The 19,930-nt window shown below is 45.1% G+C and carries 12 protein-coding genes; 1 reads left to right on the top strand and 11 read right to left on the bottom strand.

Annotation, left to right across the window (positions count from 1 at the left end):
• Positions 1 to 26 precede the first annotated feature (26 nt).
• Entirely contained in the window at positions 27 to 698 is a 672-nt protein-coding gene (locus NQ536_RS00865; RefSeq protein WP_004852146.1) for a YoaK family protein, read from the top strand.
• A gap of 184 nt (positions 699 to 882) precedes the next feature.
• On the opposite strand, the gene hydE is transcribed toward NQ536_RS00865, so the two are convergent.
• The 11 genes from hydE to NQ536_RS00810 all read right to left on the bottom strand — a co-directional run bounded on the left by hydE (position 883) and on the right by NQ536_RS00810 (position 19,841).
• On the bottom strand, positions 883 to 2,004 hold the full coding sequence (gene hydE / locus NQ536_RS00860) for a [FeFe] hydrogenase H-cluster radical SAM maturase HydE (protein ID WP_004852148.1): 1,122 nt from the start codon (positions 2,002 to 2,004) through the stop codon (positions 883 to 885).
• A 116-nt stretch (positions 2,005 to 2,120) separates the two neighbouring features.
• On the bottom strand, positions 2,121 to 2,795 hold the full coding sequence (locus tag NQ536_RS00855; protein ID WP_004852150.1) for a YkgJ family cysteine cluster protein: 675 nt from the start codon (positions 2,793 to 2,795) through the stop codon (positions 2,121 to 2,123).
• A gap of 20 nt (positions 2,796 to 2,815) precedes the next feature.
• Positions 2,816 to 5,701, bottom strand: coding sequence for an ECF transporter S component (locus NQ536_RS00850; RefSeq protein WP_004852152.1), 2,886 nt, complete (start codon positions 5,699 to 5,701; stop codon positions 2,816 to 2,818).
• 79 nt (positions 5,702 to 5,780) lie between these two features.
• Complete coding sequence (locus NQ536_RS00845) at positions 5,781 to 6,710, bottom strand: energy-coupling factor transporter transmembrane component T (protein WP_044998134.1); 930 nt, start codon at positions 6,708 to 6,710, stop codon at positions 5,781 to 5,783.
• Positions 6,711 to 6,749: 39 nt separating this feature from the next.
• Positions 6,750 to 7,871 (bottom strand): DUF4430 domain-containing protein, encoded by a 1,122-nt coding sequence (locus NQ536_RS00840; protein WP_004852156.1) that lies wholly within the window; start codon positions 7,869 to 7,871, stop codon positions 6,750 to 6,752.
• Positions 7,872 to 7,883: 12 nt separating this feature from the next.
• Positions 7,884 to 11,645, bottom strand: coding sequence for a DUF4430 domain-containing protein (locus tag NQ536_RS00835; protein ID WP_049937830.1), 3,762 nt, complete (start codon positions 11,643 to 11,645; stop codon positions 7,884 to 7,886).
• A 623-nt stretch (positions 11,646 to 12,268) separates the two neighbouring features.
• Complete coding sequence (locus NQ536_RS00830; protein ID WP_155803871.1) at positions 12,269 to 15,280, bottom strand: bifunctional diguanylate cyclase/phosphodiesterase; 3,012 nt, start codon at positions 15,278 to 15,280, stop codon at positions 12,269 to 12,271.
• A 223-nt stretch (positions 15,281 to 15,503) separates the two neighbouring features.
• The gene (locus tag NQ536_RS00825) at positions 15,504 to 15,962 is read right to left on the bottom strand and encodes an acyl-CoA thioesterase (protein WP_004852161.1); all 459 of its coding nucleotides are present in this window, start codon (positions 15,960 to 15,962) and stop codon (positions 15,504 to 15,506) included.
• A gap of 21 nt (positions 15,963 to 15,983) precedes the next feature.
• Positions 15,984 to 17,660: an AMP-binding protein gene (locus NQ536_RS00820; protein ID WP_022059349.1), complete on the bottom strand. Its 1,677-nt coding sequence runs from the start codon at positions 17,658 to 17,660 to the stop codon at positions 15,984 to 15,986.
• 502 nt (positions 17,661 to 18,162) lie between these two features.
• Positions 18,163 to 18,306, bottom strand: coding sequence for a hypothetical protein (locus tag NQ536_RS00815; RefSeq protein WP_004852165.1), 144 nt, complete (start codon positions 18,304 to 18,306; stop codon positions 18,163 to 18,165).
• 80 nt (positions 18,307 to 18,386) lie between these two features.
• Positions 18,387 to 19,841 carry a 4Fe-4S dicluster domain-containing protein gene (locus NQ536_RS00810; RefSeq protein WP_004852168.1) on the bottom strand — a complete coding sequence of 485 codons (1,455 nt, stop codon included), beginning with the start codon at positions 19,839 to 19,841 and terminating at the stop codon, positions 18,387 to 18,389.
• Positions 19,842 to 19,930: the final 89 nt, after the last annotated feature.

Below are 19,930 nucleotides of genomic sequence, written 5' to 3'. Positions count from 1 at the left end.
ATCTACAACCAAGGAGTATATGAACCATGAAGTTTTATCCACATAGACAAATGTCAGAATCTTTCATCACCGCGGCCTTCCTGTCAGTATCAGGAGGTCTGCAGGATGCATATACCTATATATTCAGAGGAAAGGTATTTGCAAATGCACAGACAGGCAACATAGTTCTTCTCGGTCAGAATCTTGTAGACCGAAACTGGAGAATGTGTGTACACTATGCCGTTCCTCTATTATTTTTTGCACTTGGAATTGCTGCTGCCGAGTGTATAAAACAGAAATTTCAGAATATGCAGCAGTTTCATTGGAGACAGATCGTTGTATTGTGTGAGATTTTTCTGCTTCTTATCGTGGGATTTCTTCCCATAAGGCTTAATCTTATCGCAAATGCCATGGTTTCATTTTCATGTGCCATGCAGGTACAGGCATTCAGGAAAGTCAACGGCTATGCATTTGCCAGTACCATGTGCATTGGAAACATACGAAGTGGCACAGATGCCCTGTGTGCATACTTCAGAACAAAGGACAGGAACACACTTTTCAAATCCCTGTGCTACTGGGCAATCATCCTGCTGTTCGGAATCGGTGCCGCTGTGGGCGGTCACTTCATCCGTATATTTGACATGAGAACTATCTGGTTCTCCTGCTGTCTGCTGTTCGTAAGCTTCCTGTTCATGTTCATCAAGGAAGAGAGAGAATAAAAAATGAGCTTACGCGAGTCCTCCTTAAGGTGCAGACGCATGAAAGGCGCTTCGCGCGGCGTCTGCGTACATCATAAGGAATCTCCCGCTTACGCGGGTCCTCCTTAAGGTGCAGACGCATGAAAGGCGCTTCGCGCGGCGTCTGCGTACATCATAAGGAATCTCCCGCTTACGCGGGTCCTCCTTATGATATATAGTCGCCTCTATCGACAACTATCTGGAATCCGAACGCCTCTGCGCGCCTGTCAAGACAGCCGCGGCACTGGGCGGATTCCTCCCCCGTGCATATCTTGTTGTCATAGAGCTCGTATTTCTTTCGGACAGACACAGGAGACAGATTCGGCATGACCACATTTGCGCCGTGCATAAACCCACGCTCCCTGCCATCCGCCGCTATCGTTCCGAGAGATGTGGTGGATGGTATGAGTGCCTTCGGGAACATCAGTCTCAGCATGCTTATCATCACAAGGGTCTGCCTGACCGTTCCCTGCTCCATCTTCGCAAATGGCGTCTCTTTATGTGGAACATACGGTCCGATCCCTATCATCTGCGGCTGCAGCTTCGCAAGGAAATGCAGATCCTCAGCCAGATTCACTGACGTCTGATACGGCGATCCAACCATGAATCCACTTCCCACCTGATATCCAAGACTTTTAAGATTATACAGACATCGAACTCTGTTGTCATAGCTCATCTTCTCTGGATGGAGTCTTTCGTAGTGCTTCCTGTTCGCAGTTTCATGTCTCAGAAGATATCTGTCAGCCCCAGCCATCCGCCACAGCTTGTATGTCTCATACGAATGCTCGCCAAATGACAGCGTGACGGCACAATCAGGATGCCTCTCCTTGATACACCTCACAATGTCAGCTATAGCCCCATCCGAAAAGCCTCCGTCCTCGCCTCCCTGAAGCACAAATGTGCGAAATCCCAGTACATATCCTTCATCGGCGCAAGCCAGAATCTGATCCTTTGTCAGACGGTATCTGTCAACGTGGCTGTTGCTCTTTCTGATACCGCAGTAGTAGCAATCATTCTTGCAAATGTTCGTAAACTCGATAAGCCCTCTTATGTATATCCTGTTTCCGAATCTATCATGCGCCAGATCATAAGCTTTCGTTCTAAGATACTCAAAATCAGTGAGAACATCCTTAGAGTCCCCAGACATATTCGTATTCTGGCAAAGCGGATCATTTTGCGTCATAGACAGAACTTCTATAGCTTCAGCCAGCTCATCGACTCCCGGCAGTTCCCCCCTGCCCTGTCCATATTCAAATGTCTTATCTATGATATCTCTAACTTTTCCCATATAAACTCTACACCCTATTTTTTACATTTATAACTCTGTATGATCGAGAGGTTTCCGATACAAAGTAAATATATGGTAAACCAAGTCCCGCCAAAATACTCTCATCCTATTCCATTCTACTCCGTCATACAGAGCAGACTGCGTATGTGCGCAAGTCTGGCATCAAACTGCTCATAGAAATCCTTCTCCGCATCATACATTCCCACATACATGACCTGCAGCACCAGCATGGTCTGATTTCTCGCTGTCTCATCCTCGCCGGCGCGCATATATTCTATCAGGTTTCTCTGCATGTCTTTCTGGAACTTGTGCCAGTCATTTATATACTTCGTGTACCTTGGCAGATCCTCGATATCTATCCATTTCGACACCTTGACTTTAGTCCTGCCCGCGCGCTCACACTCATGTATCTGCAGGATATATCTGAATCCGTCATCGGTGTAATATCTGCCAAGTGGAAAGAGTCTGCAAAAACCCGGTCTCGCGCTATGGATGCTGCATCTGCCCTCCTCGTTTAAGAATGGACACTTATCCGCCGTCATCTTTATATTTGGCAGCACCAGACCATCCACCACATTGACCTCAAGCTCCTTTTCAAGCAGCTGCGTAAAGTTCTTTCCGGTCTCCCTGCAAAGTCTCATCACGTCCATGGGATCAAGAATAATAGAATTTCCCATCCCTGTGCAGCAAGCGTGACAACCCTTACATTCATTGCAGTATGCCTTCACCATATCATTTGCATCGTACAATCTTCCATCTGAGATATCTTCCAATTTCTCATTTCTTATCATAGCCGTAATCCTCAATCATTTTATTTTAGTACCCCAAACTTTATCCTCACCCTGTCCAGCTTCTCCAGGAATGGTCTCGCAACAAGCCATAGCGCAATGACAGTCGCGGTCGCCTGCGCAAGGTCAAATGGAAATCCTGTCACATAAGACGCCATGATCATGCTGAAATTCACATTTGGCTGCCACATGATGACCGATGCAGGATTCATGATCCCGCCGTACACAACTATACATATCAACGCGCCAAATATACACAGTCCCAGCTTTGTCATGTTTCTTGTCCTCACGCTTCTGCCTGCAAAGAACAGTCCGGCAAGGAATCCCACAAGTCCCATGGCGAACATCTGCCACGGCGTCCATGGCCCCTGTCCCATGATGAAATTTGACACGAACATAGTCATTGCACCGGTGATAAATCCGCCTTCACACCCAAACGCCACCCCGGCAATGATAACGATTGCCATGACTGGGGTGAAGTTCGGCAGCATGAAGAATGCAGTCCTTCCGGTCACCGCCAACGCACACATGACCGCCAGCGTCACTATATCTCTAACCTTGGGCTTTCTATCCTCAAATGATACGAAGAACGGAAGCATAGCCTCAAGCAGAACAAGCAGTGATATGAAGAAATACTTCTTGTCACCAAGCCTTGCCACACCAAACCATATGGTTGCAGGTATCAGAACGAGCACAGCCACAATACTTACCACTGTTCTCTTCCCAAATCCATGTCCGACCGAATCCATCACTATGTCTTCATTTCTCTTTTGGGTTATGGGACGTATGGCAACAAGTAATCCTAATATCGCAGCGATCATAACTCCATATAACACCAGATACTTTCGTCCCTCAGCTGTCACTGTCATCTGCTGCACAAGACCGGACAGATCTGACACAGACATTGTATTCCAGAATCCAAATATTATTATAACCGTTGTGACCGCGATGGTCACTATCTGCCAGATGCTGAGATTTTCAACTTTCCTGTCCTTGTTAAGGATTATGTCCGCAAGCTTATCGTCCGATATACCAGCAGCCTCTGACATTTCTGCAGTTCCCTGATTAGCTATTCTCAATGACTCATTTTCAATTCCCTGATTGCTGTCATTTCCTCCGCCAGCCACTCCTGTCACATCCATATCCGCACCATATGCCGCCAGCACCTCACGAACTGTCACCGCGCCGTCCAGAATATTTCTAGATATTCTAGATGCCGCCGTGGTAAAGAAATTGTTGTCTGACATATAGCTTCTAACATCACCGACCATCGCAACCTCTCCGTCAAACAGCAACGCAACCCTGTCGCCTGCCACCGCACAAAACTCAATGTCATGGCTGACGACAACTATCGTCTTTCCACGTTTCTGCAGTTTTCTAAGCATGTCCGCGAGCTGCATCTTGAACCCATTGTCCAGTCCCTTTGTCGGCTCGTCCATGAGCAGGATATCCGGATCAGCTATGAGCACCTTCGCCAAGCCAAGTCTCTGTTTCTCTCCGCCTGACAGATCATAAGGATGTCTGTCCAGAAGCTCCTCCAGCCTGCAGAACCTGACTATCTCTGCAAGCTGCTGTCTGTCATTTGCATCTATAAGTTCATCCCTCACCGAGCGCCTTGTAAATAGAAGTTCTGGGTTCTGTGGAAGCATCCCTGTCCTTAAATTCTTAGCTATACGAAGCTTTCCACTATACGGGCTGTACAAATTTGCGATCAGGGACAACATAGTCGACTTACCGCAGCCATTGCTTCCATTTATCATAAGAATTTCGTTTGCATATATATCAAGGCTCACCTGTCTGAGTACATCCCCTGTGTTCCTCTCGTATCTGAAGCTGACCTCATCCAGGCTGCACACCACAGGATGTTCCTCTCTGCATCCGGCATCTTTTTGACCGTTTACGGCGCCTCGCTTCTTATCACCTTTATCCACTGCGGCATTGTCAGCTTGGTTTTCGGAACCGTTCACGCCTTCATCAGCACCTCTGTTTTGTATCTCCGGCACCACAGGAGCTCCGCCGTTTTCTCTAAATTTCCTGTCATAATCCACAAGCCACTCCCGGGCATCCGGCACAGTGAGAGGCAGCTGCTTTCCCGAATTTTTCTCAAGCCCCATATATATCTGAACCGAAGCGGGCATAGAAAGATAAAGCCCTCTGTCTATCCGCTTCGTCCTGACACTCTCGGCAAATCCTCTCACATCGCCGTCATAGATGATCCTGCCATTCTCCATGACCACCGACCTGTTGCATACCGGAAGCACATCCTCTAGACGATGTTCTGTCATGATGATAGTCGTTCCAAGTTCTCGGTTTATCCTCACAAGGCTGTTTATAAAATCATTTGCCGCTATGGGATCGAGCTGGCTCGTAGGCTCATCCAACACCAACGCCTTCGGTGACATCGCCATAACCGAGGCAAGATTTACCAACTGTTTCTGTCCGCCGGACAGCTCCATCACTTTTCTGTGGAATATATCCCCAAGTCCGAAGAACGAACCCATCTCCGCAACCCGCCTTCTGACATATCCGTTGTTATACCCAAGGCTTTCAAGGCCAAATGCCAGCTCATGCCACACCTTGTCCGTCACAAGCTGCGCATTCACATCCTGCCACACAAAACCGATCTGAGATGCAGCCATCCTATCGTCAAGACTACATATGTCTTTACCATCAAAAATTATCTGTCCCTTCTTCTTGCCAACCGGAGTAACCGATGGCTTCAGCTGTCTGAGGAGAGTGGTCTTGCCACATCCGGATCTTCCGAGTATGACAACAAACTCTCCCTGCCTGACATGCAGCTCCGTATCCCGGAGAGCATCCGGAAGATATGTCCTGCCGCTCTCATCATTTCCGTCCGGATATGCAAAACTAAATTTATCTATATCAAAAATATTCTTATAAATATCCAACTTTATATCCTCTTTTATCTAATATCAGCCTGCCTGTATTCATATCTCATCTCATAAAACACGACTATTATATTGGGGGTTATCTAAGACCTTGTCCATCATTGCAAGCCAAAGCAGCATCTGTCATCTTCATACGGTTCTGCTTTATGTCATCTCTCACATGCACAAATACCGGAAGCCCGATCAGGCACACATACACTATATACATGCTCACCGTCAAGGTTCCTGTGAGATTGCCCCTTATCTCCGGATAATACCAGAACCTGAAACCGCCCTGCATACTTCCCCAGAGCACGTAGCCACCGCATATCAGCATATACACAAGCGCCCTGGCATCTCTCTTCCTGAACCTGAACAGCGAATACGCTGTCCTTCCCGGCAAACCATAGCCGCGGGCTTTCATACTATCTGCCGTGATAAGCGCTCTTTCAAGAGACCATGTCACGACCGATGACAGGACATGGCATCCCATACGCACGCTCTTAAAATATCTGCCATTTATATTGTATCCGGAAGCCTTCTGCGCCCTGTACACCTTTCCAAACTGCGCCGTGAGTTCCGGTATGAACTTGAGTGTCATCGATAACACCAGAGATAATACCGGTGCCAGCTTTCCAAATAAATAAACCATCTTATCAGAACTTATGACCGCATTAAAACATGAGAACCAGCACAACACACACACCAGCAAAAATGCAGCCATAACACCGTAAGCTATAGATTCAAGGGTGAGCGGATTTCCCGATGGCAGATATGCCAGTATCGTCACACCCTGATGGCTGAATGCCGGATTAAAAAGTGCCGTCAGCACGATAAGTGGAATCATATATTTCAAATTCGTTATAAATCCATGCCGTCCCCGAAGTATAACCGAGTACACAAATGCTACTATAAACGATATGCCCAGGCATACCGGATTGGTAAATGCCAGGGCATATCCTATAGCACATATAAAGTACATCAAATTTACTATCGGATGATAGCCGGAAAATGAATCATTCCTGTTCATTTTCTGTATATTCTCCAATCAGTTAAATAAAAAATAATTTTACATGCCGCCTCCGACATCACTGCCAAGACCTTTGCATGTATACAACCATTTTATCGAGTCCCCATCCTTGAGTCTGTACTTTGAACAGCCATAATTTGGAAACCATCCATTTACCGAATACATCCATCCGGACAAACTGCCACAGTCAAATTCATAAAGATTGTGGATGCCCTCTATATAATAACTTCCATATGCTGGCGTCCAGCTATATTCAAGCTGTATTCCGTAATCTCTGCACACGGCTCTAAGCACGTCAAACACCGTATCTCCATCCGTAAATGACACGCTCACTGTTCCAAGTATCTCGCCGCCCTCTGGTACATAATCCTGTTTTGACTCCTTGAGCCAGTCCCAATTGTCCAGAATCGTATAGCAACTTATATATATTGTACAGTGGTAAGTCTCTCCACTTGAACTCTCAGTCGTTGGTGCAGTTGTCTTTTCGGTGGTATTCTCTGTAGTCTTTGTCGATGCAGTTGTATGAGTACTCTCGGTCGTACGCGTACTCTCCGTAGTTCTAGTACTCTCCGTTGTGCGGGTGCTCTCTGTCGTCCGGGTACTCTCCGTTGTACGGGTACTCTCTGTCGTTCTAGTACTCTCCGTAGTTCTAGTACTCTCCGTTGTTCTAGTACTCTCCGTTGTGCGGGTGTTCTCAGTCGTATTTCTGCGCTCTGTAGTTCCGTTAACACCCGGCTTTCCGTCAGAAGGTTTATCAGACGGCTTATTGCCATCACCCTTTCCTCCATCTTTTCCCGAATCTGCAGTACTATCAGTTCCACCCCCGGAACTAGTGCTGTCCGTAGTCTCAGAACTGTTCTGCTCCTTCTTACCGGATGTAGCCGCCTCCGAAGCAGTGCTGCTCTGGGTATCCGTCGCTGTACTGCCATCCTGTGTAGTCACAACCACCGGTTTGTCACCGCTTGAGCCTGAGCCGATGTCTGTTGCGTCACCGGCCTGGCTTTCAGTGGTTGAACCCTGGTCTGCCCTATCTATATGAAATCCTCTGGCACCGGGAGTATTTCCCCCATACCAGAAAGCCCACACCAGGAGCAGGAGCATAACACAAGATCCAATAATCTGCTTTTTATATTTTGCTATAAACTGTTTTATTTTATCCATAAACTATATAAATTAATACTTCTCAGTCACAACGCTTACGCTGCTGCTCCAAGCTCCATAATATACAGTACTTCCAACCTTCTTGTAGCTTCTCACACGAACATAATACTTTGTTCCTACTCCGGCTGTCTTAACTGTGAGATCGTTCTTCTTTACTCCAGCAAATGTTACAATCTTAGATCCGGTGAAAGCACTGCTCTTTGCGTACTGTACCTGATATCCTGTTGCCTTTGCATCCTTCTTTACCTCTACCTCTATCTTAGCCTTTTCAGGTGAGCAGTAGTAATTTATAGCCTGTCCATTTACTCTGTAAATAGCCTTTGCCTTGTATGAAGATATTGCATAATCTCCAGATGCCTTTACCGCATATGTGTACTTAACTCCAGCCTTTACCCGACGGTCAGCATATGAGAGTGTCTTAACAGTGGCAACCTTTGTCCATATCTTGGCATTTCCAGCCTTTCTGTAAACAACATACTGTTTAGCGCCTGCTACCTTGTTCCACTTCAGTGTCACTCCTGCTTTTGCATTGCTGAGTGTAACTGCTGGTGTTGCAAGTGTTGTGATAGGAGTCTTTCTTGTCACGCTCTTGCCTGTATATGCTGATGTTCCAGCCTCTGATACAGCCTGTACTGCGTATGTGTAAACTGTCTTCTCTGTCACATTCTTATCAACATAGGTTGTCTTAACAGCATCTGCTATCTTCTCCCATGTGTCTGATGTTCCAGTCTTTCTAAGTACCACATAGCTGTCAGCATTTGCTGATGCATTCCATGTTACCTCGATACCAGCCTTTATATTTGTAAGCTTTGCTGCAGGTGCTGCAAGTACTGCCACCTTGACTGCCTCTGAGCTTCCAAACGACTTTCCGACAACAGGTCTTACCTCATACTCATATGACACTCCGGCCTTTGCTGTCTTATCACTGTAGCTAAGTTTCTCTGTCTCTGCAATCTTTGCAAATTCGCTCTCGCTCTCAGCCTTTCTGTATACAGCATATGAATCAGCTGCCGTTACAGCCTTCCACTCAAGTGCTACAGCGCCCTCTTCAAGTGAAGCTGCTGTTATCTCTGTCTTACCATCCTTGATCTCAAATGCCTGCTTAATCTTTCCTGTATAGTTTCCAATTCCTGTTACAGTAGCCTTCGCTGTTCCAACCTTTACATTGCTAAAATACGAAACTGTGAAGTCCTTGCCAGCCTCAAGAACAGTATCTCCAAGTGTTACATTTACTGTAGGTGTCTTCTTGCTGCCGTCCGCAACAATATCGTCTGTGTCAACTGTCACAACCGCATCAGTCAGCTCAATTGGCTTGATCTCAAATGTATACTCAACTGAACCTGAGTAATACTTGATTCCTGTGATCCTCACGCTTGCTGTTCCTGCGTTTACATTATCGATGTAGCTTACTGAGTAATCTGTACCAGACTTAAGTTTCTTGCCGTTATATGCTACGCTGACTGCTGGTGTCTTCTCTGTTCCGTCTGTAACATATTCCTCTGTTAAAACTGTAATGTCTGCCTTTGAGATATGTGTTGCATTTAATGTGTAATATTTTACGACCTTGCCTGTATACTTGCCCTTACCTGTAACTGTAAGTGTTGCCTTTCCAGGAAGTACATTGTTTGCAAATGCAACTGTGTAGTCTGTATTTGCCTTGAGTGTCGTACCAGCGTGCGTAACTGTCACATTTGGTTTCTTAACCTTTCCATCTGCAACAAATACCGTCTGATCGATAGCAACATCCGCCGCCTCTATCTCTGCCGAGTAGATTGAGAATGTCTTCTCTATCTGTCCCTCATAATCACCCATACCGATGATAGTTACCTTTGCTATGCTTCCAGCCTCTACGTTGTTGCTGAATTTCTTTGTATAGTCAACGCCCTCTGTGAGGAGAATGTCACCATACTTAACTGTGACCTTAGGCTCCTTTACTGTTCCATCATATACAAGGCCGAAATCAGCAACTGTTACATTTGCTTTCTCAACTGACTTCTTACCTGCGCTCTCCGTATAGAGTTTCTTTCTGTCACTCATGTTGTAGAGAGTCGTCTTTCCTGTCTTAAATCTGTCATATGATACAAGAGCATATGTAGCCTGTTCTGTAGCCATCATGTTTACTGAAAGTTTTCCATTTTGTGCTGCATGTGCAAATCCGCCTCCATCAATATAGAAGGAAAGCATTGCATCCAAGATAGAATTCATGTTCTTTACATACTGTGGATCTGTGTCGGCATCTCTTCCAAGATCAGAAAGCGCACATACTGTCTGAGCGCAGCTCTCTGAGTTTACAGTTCCCCATGAGCCCATGCCGCCATTTGATAACTGCTGATCAGATATAGCCTTCATACCACGATTGACTGCAGCCTTTACATCAGCATTTGTATTGTAATATGGTGCAAGGGCCTGAACAGCCATTGTCGTGATGTCAGGATCAGCCTTTGTGCCCCATAAAGCCCATCCGCCGCTGCCTGGGATCTCTTTGTCAAGTATGTACTGGATAAGTCCTTCCCTTGTCGTCTGTGTTGCTGTGCTGTCATCTGGCAGCTCAGGGATCTCATAATCTCCTGTGTCAAGAGCGATAAGAGCATATATAGGGCCATTTATTCCCTGCCATACAACATCATCAAGATTCGCAAGTGGCTCAAGAAGGTTGTAGCCACCTACATTTGTAGGATCTGCGCCGATTGCTGTAAGGCCAATGATAACTCGTGAGTTGTCTGTGAGCTTACGTGAGTGAAGCTTGTTGCTTCCTATATTCTGAACGTACTTTACAACATTGTTGTAGTATGCTGTATACCACTCAGGATCCTCATATCCATACCTGGCAAGAGCCAAAACTGCCCACTCTCCACCTACAGAACCGACCTCAGCCTCTGTGACTGTGTTTCTGATATACTTGATCGAACTGTCAAGCATCTCCTTGTAGGAGTCAGATGTGTTGTTTGCTTTGAGATCTGTCTTGATGGTGAAATATGACTTGTATTTTCCTCCCAATGAAGAAACCGAGAAATCAAGACCATTTGTTATATCATAAGTCTCCTTTGAAACAGACCATCCATCGATCACTGCATAGTGGCTGTTTAGACTTGTATCCATGGTGATGTATGCGGCCTGAGCCTCATTTGCAGGGACAGAAACCTCAAATACAAAAGGATCTTCCTCTGTACCTGCTGCCTTTGTCTCCTCACCATTTATATAGTAAGTATTTGTCATGTTGTAGTTCGCATCAAATGTCGTCTTCTTTGACATATTGAATGTCTGTCCTGCAACTGTGAGTGTCTTCACATACGGATTGCCGTAGTAGCCATTTCCGATATCATCGGTCGTCGTATCTTCGTTGCATGTATAATCAAATCTGAGACTATCTCCATCACTGAGAGCTATGCTGCTCATTCCCCAGTTTGAATAGTCGTCATTGTCATAGGCAAGCATCCAGCCTGAATATCCCACACCTGCGCCAAGACCATTGATACTGCTCACATATCCGCTTGATACTCCTTCAACTGATACACCAGCCTGGTCAAATGCCTTCTGTACAGCCTGCGTTGTAGTTGTGTCCGCATCCACCTCGACTGTCTGTTCCATTATGACACCTGTCTTCGAGGCGCCCTCGATTCCGGCATCCACTGCCGTGTAATCGTATGCTGAGACCGTGATCGTCTTGGTCTCTTCCGCTGCATACGCTGTCATGCCACCGCCCCATGGGCTTGTGACAACCGTTGCTGCCGCCATGCACATCGCCATACATGCCGCAAGAATTCTTCTTCTCATAAACGTATCTCCTTTCAATTTTTCCCAGAAAGGCATATTGAATCTTTCTACCCTGCACCGCTCTGTACGTTCTGACACGTCTCGCCGTATTTCAGATCACAAGCTTCAAAATACCCTTCTATCGAAGAATTAGATATATAGCAAGCGATCTGACTCGACAGGGGACACTCCCCTGCATACAGTAATGGCTGTTGCGACGGATTCTCACCGCACTTCCCTTCTTTTTACGCCGGAACATCTCCGGGACTATATATCTGGCGTGATCCAATGTCACACCAAAGCAATATTAACAACGCCAGCGCTCAGTGTCAACCTTATGTAAACATATAAGACAATTTATTTCTCATAAATAAGCAAAACAAAAAGCCGGCCACACAGTCCAATGCCCCCACCTACAAAGTCAGAAGGCCGACCCATGTAGGTGAGGGGTACTGTGATATCTGCAATCGGTAGCGCGGACTACCGAGCTTCGATACTTCCTGCCGAGGTGTAAGCAGCAACGCCCTTATCGCTGCTGGAACCGAGTGCATATGGAAGTAAATCGAAGCGACAGTAGTCAAGCGTGATTGAAGATACCACAGTACCCCCTCACTAATGGGCCAGCCTTCGTCCGTCGTCCATCCTCACAACAATTTCTTAAAATCCTCCAGACAAACCGGTCTGGAGAAATGATATCCCTGATAGTACGTGGAACCATACCTATGAAGGTAATCGAACAGCGTCTTGTCCTCGACACCTTCAATGCAGCTCTTGTATCCGAGTTCATGAGCACATGACACAACCGCCTGTACAAGAACCTGATTAGGCTTGCTCTCCTGTATGCCCCTGACAAATGACATATCGACCTTAAGCTCATCTATCGGTAATTCCGTGAGTAGATTTAAGGTAGCATTTCCCGTTCCAAAATCATCAATGGCGATCTTTATTCCAAGTTTCCTGAAATATTCCAGCTCATTTTTCAGAAATGCTATATCCATATTCTTACATCTCTCTGTGAGCTCTATGCACAAATACTCAGGAGGGAACTTCGTCTTTTTTAATATATCCACAACAGCCTGCCTGAATCCATGATTCTCAAGCTGAGTCGCTGATATATTGACATTCACCACAAAATCAGGTCTGATCCTGCGAATCTCCATACCATCCGTGAGTGCCTGCTCTATTATCCAGTTGCCAAGTTCAAAGAAACACGGCTCCATCTCAAGCCACGGTATAAATATTCCCGGTGGAACCACACCAAATTCCTTGTGTTTCCATCTGAGAAGAGCCTCCATACCTACTATGTGCCCTGTCTCGGAATTTGCTATAGGCTGGTAACACATGAAAAAGCCTTCCATGTTGTTTGCCACACATTTGTGTATTGTGCTGTACAGCTGCAGTCTCATTCTATCATTGTCCTTGATCTCCTCATTGAAGAATACAAGTTCACCATGATGATCCTCCTTGGATCTCTCCAGGGCATATTCCACACTGCTCTTTATCACGTCCTCATCGGCTCCTACATGGTCATATATCAGACCACCTCCGTACAATTTAAGCGGGATCGATGTGCCATTCAGACCTACATTGTCAAGTGCAAGATTCTGTACATGTCTGTATACCTCTTTGAGTTCCTGTTTGGTATACACGTTTGAACAAATCGCAAATTTTGCACCGTCAAGTCTGAACACGAGTCCCTTTCCACCGACGACATTTTTGAGCTTTGTGGCAAAATCCTTAAGAACAGCATTGCCATATGCATATCCATACATCATATTGATACTATTGAACATGGATATTCCTATTGCCAGAATGCTCATCGTCTGCTTGTTTCTCAAATGTATTGATATATACTTGGTATACTCATGCTGATTGTGCAGGTTAGTCACCGGATCAACCCCATCTATGACACCGTGGTTTATGACAGTGCCCACAAAGAACTCCGGATCACCATTTTCTTTCTTGGTGATGAAACCTCTGCAGGTGCAGACCACATATTCACCCTTTTTGTTTTTCATTCTATATTCTACATCATGATACTTTTTGCGCCCCGCAAATACCTCTGTGATGTCCTGCTCAAATATTGCTCTGTCATCCGGATGTATAAGCTTCTCCCACACTTTCTGTGTATCATATATGTATTGCCCCGGAAGTCCAAAGTAATCCACCGCACTTGCAGACCATTTTGTAACATTCGTATCGAGATCATCCATAAATATATAATTTCTGAGTGTTGTAGCTGCAAGGGCATCAAATATCCTATCTGTCTTTCCAAGATTCCTGTAATGCGGAATTCCATCCTCTGTAGTTCCTACAGCTATATTCGCCTCATTCTCCACACTCTCGCGTCTCTTAACCTCAGGATGCTTCGAATAGAATCTCTTCTTATCCTCATACATCAGTCTTTCGGCTTCGTTCATTATCTTGTCTATGGAATCAGCCTCAGCCTTCCAGACTGCGCCGAACGCAACCGGAGCCTCCTCCTGCTCGTCAATTACCTCTTTGTATCTGGCGATCATTGAGTTAAACGACTGCTCGGTAATATCCATAATGATGACAACAAATTCATCGCCGCTTATCCTATAACATGCATTTTCGCCAAAATGCTGCGCCAGCATCTGCGATACCCTCTGAAGATAGAGATCTCCTTCTTTATGTCCATAATGATCATTCACATACTTCAGTTTGTTCACATCGTTAAATACAAATCCTACCGACCGCTTATCCTTTCGGTCCGCGTACGCGTCACACAGAATGTTAAATGCATTTCTATTGCCAAGATGAGTAAGTGCATCCTTGTAACTGTAAAATTCCAACAGCTCCTGTTTCTCTATGCTCTCAGAATACTCCTCATGTATATCCCTCGTATAAAGATAGAATACCTTATTGTCATCTCTATAGTCAGCAGTAGGTATGACCTCTGTCATCACCCATCTGTACACCATATCCATCTTACGCTTATATCTAATGGTAAATCTGTCATGTCCATTCGCAAAATATTTTATGAGAAACTCAGGAGACAGGCACTTTCTTACCCTGTCCACATCGTCAGGGAATATCTCACCACCCATAGTCATGTCTTTCATGTAATCTCCAAGGCAGTCATGCTTAACCTCATCTCTGCTTCTTATATATCCGCCTCTCAATGTCTCGCAAATATTGTGCGTCACATCAATCCTGAATATACGCCTGTATACCCTTGTCAGTGTCCTAAGACTATCCTCCAGCACCAGGGTGTCAAGGCTGACTGCCCTCATGCCGAATACAACCCATTGTCCGTCCTCTCTCGGCTCTTTCTCAGCTTCTATATCCATGGAAACCCACCCATAGTCCTCGCCAAGTCTCAATCTGAACCTGAAATTACGCACGATGGATCTGGCTCCGGCTTCTATGAGTGCTTTGACATGCTTCATATCACACATATATGCAAATTCTCTGACTTCATCAGGATGACAGCAGTCCAGTCCCTTGTTATCCTTAAAATAGGAAGATACGTCAGAGGTACTTTTATAATTATCTACATTCTTGTCCACGCTGATAACACTCACATACTCCCCAGTATCAATGTTGACCAGCGCCAGCTTCATATAATTATCATATAATATATTCTGTATATGTTCTTTGTAGTATTGTTTATCAAGTGATACTTCTTTCAAAAGATCCCTCCTTGCAGCAGCATCCAGCCTGCCATATATTCCCACGCAACCGTTTCCATTATAGCATTTACGCCATAATATAAAAAGGATGTTTTAACTAATTACATGGCTAAATAGATAAAAATAGCTGATAAAAAATTTAAATAAACCTTTTTTTACCAGCTATTAATAACCTTCAATTAATACAATATTAAATTATTTTTACACCAGACAACAGCTCTGTTTATTTACTCTGGCGTTTCTTGTAATCCTCAAGCAGCTCCTTAAACAGCTTATCATGCTCAGGATATGCCTTTCTGATGAACACAAGCTTGTTGTTGCCATCCAGCAGACAATGTGAGCTTGTACAAAGTGTTCTCAGCTCGCCTGTCTTCTTGTCCACGACCTCATATGAAAACCCTACCCGGACACCTGTATACTCCGAAAGGCTGACATGTATCAGTACGTCATCGCCAAAGTGGCACATGCTCTTATACTCAGCAGTTACACCGAGCACAGGAATTATATATCCGTCATCCTCTATAGACTTATAATCCCAGCCTATCTGCTTCATCCAGTCCAGCCTTGCCTCCTCTATCCATCTGATATAATTGGAGTGGTGTACTATCTGCATCCTGTCCGTCTCATAATAATAAACTGATCTCTCGTATGGCTTGATCTTACTCATATCTATATCTATCATTTTTTTCACCTGATTTCTGACTTACTTCCAGTCTTTTTCCTTGATCTCAACACGTCTTACCTTGCCGCTGATGGTCTTTGGCATCTCATCAACGAACTCGATAACTCTAGGTCTCTTGTAGCTCGCGATGTTCTCCTTGAAGTATCTCTTGAGTTCCTTCTTGAGGTTCTCATCACCAACTGTACCCTCTGTGAGAACAATGGTTGCCTTGATCGCCTGACCTCTTGTGCTGTCAGGTACTGATGTAACTGCACACTCAAGGACATAAGGGATCCTCATGATCTCATTCTCTATCTCGAAAGGTCCTACTCTGTAGCCTGCAACCTTGATGATATCGTCCACACGTCCAACGAACCAGAAGTATCCATCCTCATCCTGGTATGCTGTATCACCAGTGTGATAGAAGCCGTCATGCATAACCTCGGCTGTTCTCTGTGGATCCCTGTAATATTCCATGAACAGTCCATCCGGTGCTCCGTCTGCAATATTTATAACGATCTCACCCGTCTCCCCAGGTGCAGCAAATGTTCCGTCTGCCTTCATGATCCTCACGTCATACATTGGGCTTGCCTTTCCCATTGAACCTGGTCTTGGAGTTGTATTCTCAAGATTTCCAATGGTAAGTGTTGTCTCTGTCTGACCAAATCCTTCATATATAGTAAATCCTGTCTTCTCCTTAAATACATCAAACACCTCAGGGTTAAGCGCCTCTCCTGCTGTTGTGCAGTATCTGAGGGATGAGAGGTTGTACTTACTCATATCCATACGGATAAGGATTCTGTACAGTGTTGGAGGTGCGCAGAATGTTGAGATATGGTACTTCTCAATGAGCTTAAATATCGTGTCTGCGCTGAATGTATCAAAGTCAAATACGAATACGCAAGCCTCGCACAGCCACTGTCCGTATAGTTTACCCCAGAGAGCCTTACCCCAGCCTGTATCTGAAACTGTGAGGTGAACCTCACCAGGCTTATTGCAATGCCAGTACTTTGCTGTGATATAATGTCCAAGCGGGTACAGATGATTGTGTGCAACCATCTTTGGATGCTCTGTTGTTCCTGATGTGAACATGACGAAAAGTATGTCGTCCTTTCCTCCAACAGCATCGTCACCCGTAGGCCTTGGGAACTCAGTGCTGCACTCCATGATTCCCTCATCAAAGAAGTTCCATCCTTCCACAGGATGATTTACAACTATCTTTGTCAGCTTGTCATCCGCAAATGTATCTATTGAGGCTGTGATTCCGTCATCTGATGTGCACACAACCGCTGATACGCCTGCAGCCTCAATTCTGTACTGATAATCTGTTGCCTTTAATATATTTGTCGCCGGTATAGCTATGGCACCGATCTTGTGGAGTGCCATCATGGTGAACCAGTACTGGTAATGTCTCTTTAATACAAGCATTACCTTGTCACCCTTCTTTATACCCAGGCTCTTGAAATAATTTGCTGCTCTATTGGAATAATCCTTGATATCCTGGAATGTGAATTTCTTCTCAACCGTTCTGTCCTTTGATACATAGATGAGCGCTGTCTGATCAGGCTCCTTATCTGCCAGAGCATCCATTACATCATATGCGAAATTAAAGTTCTCGCTGTTGGTGAACTCTATCTTGCTGAGAACTCCATTCTCATCAAGGGCTGATCTCACAAACTTTCCTGCTATTCCCTGCTCTGGTCTCATTTCTGTTGACATTCTTATTTCCTCCATAAACTATAAGTTCTAATGATATATATGGTAAAACGACTTTTCCGCCTTTTAACGCCGGCGATACATGCCGTTTCTTGTCACATTATGCATTAACTTAGTATAAAAAGTCTTCTAAGTTCGTAATTCTATCTAGTAATCAAAATAAACATTACTTTAATTTACGTCTTTGATTAACTTTACATGTAGTTTCGATTACTACATCCATATATTATCATATCTCTTTATCATGTCAACCAAAAAATAAATATTTTAATTTATTTTCACATACCCCTTCACCATTTTGCCTGCAAAAAAGGGTCAGGTACCTCCGTCCCCATTTCGCCTGTTTTGACCGGTTTTTCGCATATTTCCCCCAAAGGGGTCAGGCACCTCCGTCCCCATTTACGCGCATGACGCACAAAAGGCGTATGCCGGATAGTGCATCCGGAATTCCGGTACGCACCATCTGCATACGCCTTATTATTTATATTTATTATCCTACATTCTACTATGAATCATGCCCCTGAATTTGATCCTGACTCTGATTCATTCTTCTCTTGCGCATCTGTGATTTGTATACAAATATCGCTGTGAGAATCGATACACCCACGAATATCAGCACACATATAAAAAATATCATGCCAGTTGTCATATTTTGTCCTCCTATAAATGAATATCTGCCGATCCCAAAGTTGTCCCTGCCAACGGCTTACACCTCCATGATCGAGCTTTTTAATCTCTCACCATATCGATCTTGTCTGCGCCCTGCTTCTCAAGATTCTCTGTGATGTTGATATCCGTAGAATTATCAAGAGCTGTTTTTCTGTCTCGCATTGCCATGTTCGGATCCCTGTGTCTTGAAGGACCACCCACACAGCCCCCCTCGCATGCCATGCCTTCCATGAAATCATCCTGGAATCTGTTGAACTTCATAAGGGTAAGCGCCTTCTTGCAGGCATCTATGCCATCACATTTGCAAACCTTCACCTCATCATCACAGCCGAGTTCCTTCATACTCTCTATGACTGCCGCTGTGACTCCGCCTGCATTTGCAAATTTCTTACCAAACAATGTGGACTGATCATTGTCCTCTGCCTCTGGCTCCAGCTTAACATCCTTAGCCCTCAGCATAGCTCTGATCTCTCCGTAGGTCAATGCATAGTCAGCGGACTCCTTCTCACCAGCCGCACTCTCCGCCTTCTTGCCGATACAAGGTCCTATGAACACCGTAACAGCATCCTCATAATTTTCCTTGATGTATCTCGACACCGCGCACATAGGTGAAACCGTCTCAGATACCCGGTCTGCAAGCTCCGGGAAATGCTTTTCTACAAGCAGCTTGAACGCTGGGCAGCATGATGTAGTCTTCTTCTTGCCCTCCGCCTTGGCCTCCAGCCACTCCTTCGCCTCCGCCATGGCTGTCATGTCGGCTCCAAGACCAACATCAACAGCATCGTAGAAGCCTATCTTTTTCATTGCGGTTCTCCAGCTTGCCATTGTTATATCCGCACCAAACTGTCCGTATGTCGCAGGTGCAAACATAGCAAATACCTTCTTGCCGGCTCTCATATCATTTATTATATCTACTATATAAGACTTTGATCCGATCGCGCCAAATGGACACTTGTGTATACACGAACCACAGTCTATACATTTATCCTTGTCAATTACTGCTATACCCGTTCCATTTTCAGCAACAGATATCGCACCAACCGGACAACTCTTTATACAGGGTCTCATAAGATCTGCTATGGCATTATATGGACATGCCTTTGCACACTGTCCACACTCCTTACACTTTGATGGATCTATATACGACTTGTCACGCCCCATGCTTATCGCACCGAAACGACAGGCCTGCTGACAGGCTCTTCCCATACACTTCTGACAGTTATCTGTTACTACATAACGAGAGATGGGACAACCCTCACAGGCAGAATTGATGATCTGGACAACATTTCCATCATCCTCAGTTCCCGGTGCCTTGCCCTCTGCGAGCCTGATCCTCTGTCTGATGACCTCCCTCTCCCTATATATACAACATCTGAAAAACGGCTGAGGTCCCGGAACCATCTTATAAGGAAGATTATCCCTCTCATCGTCCAATTTGCCATCATAGGCAAGCTTTGCCACCTCATAGAGCACCTCATGCTTTACCTTTAATAATGTAGCGTCATTTGTAATCATGTGTTTACCTCAATTTCGTTACTGTAAATATTAATTTTCTCTCAGTTTTGTCCGACTTACCAGTCTGAACACTGCCGCCAGAGATGAGT

The sequence above is a fragment of the Coprococcus eutactus genome, from assembly GCF_025149915.1.
In the GTDB taxonomy this organism is placed as follows: Bacteria; Bacillota; Clostridia; order Lachnospirales; family Lachnospiraceae; genus Coprococcus; species Coprococcus eutactus.
This window is presented reverse-complemented; position numbering and strand designations above follow the sequence as displayed.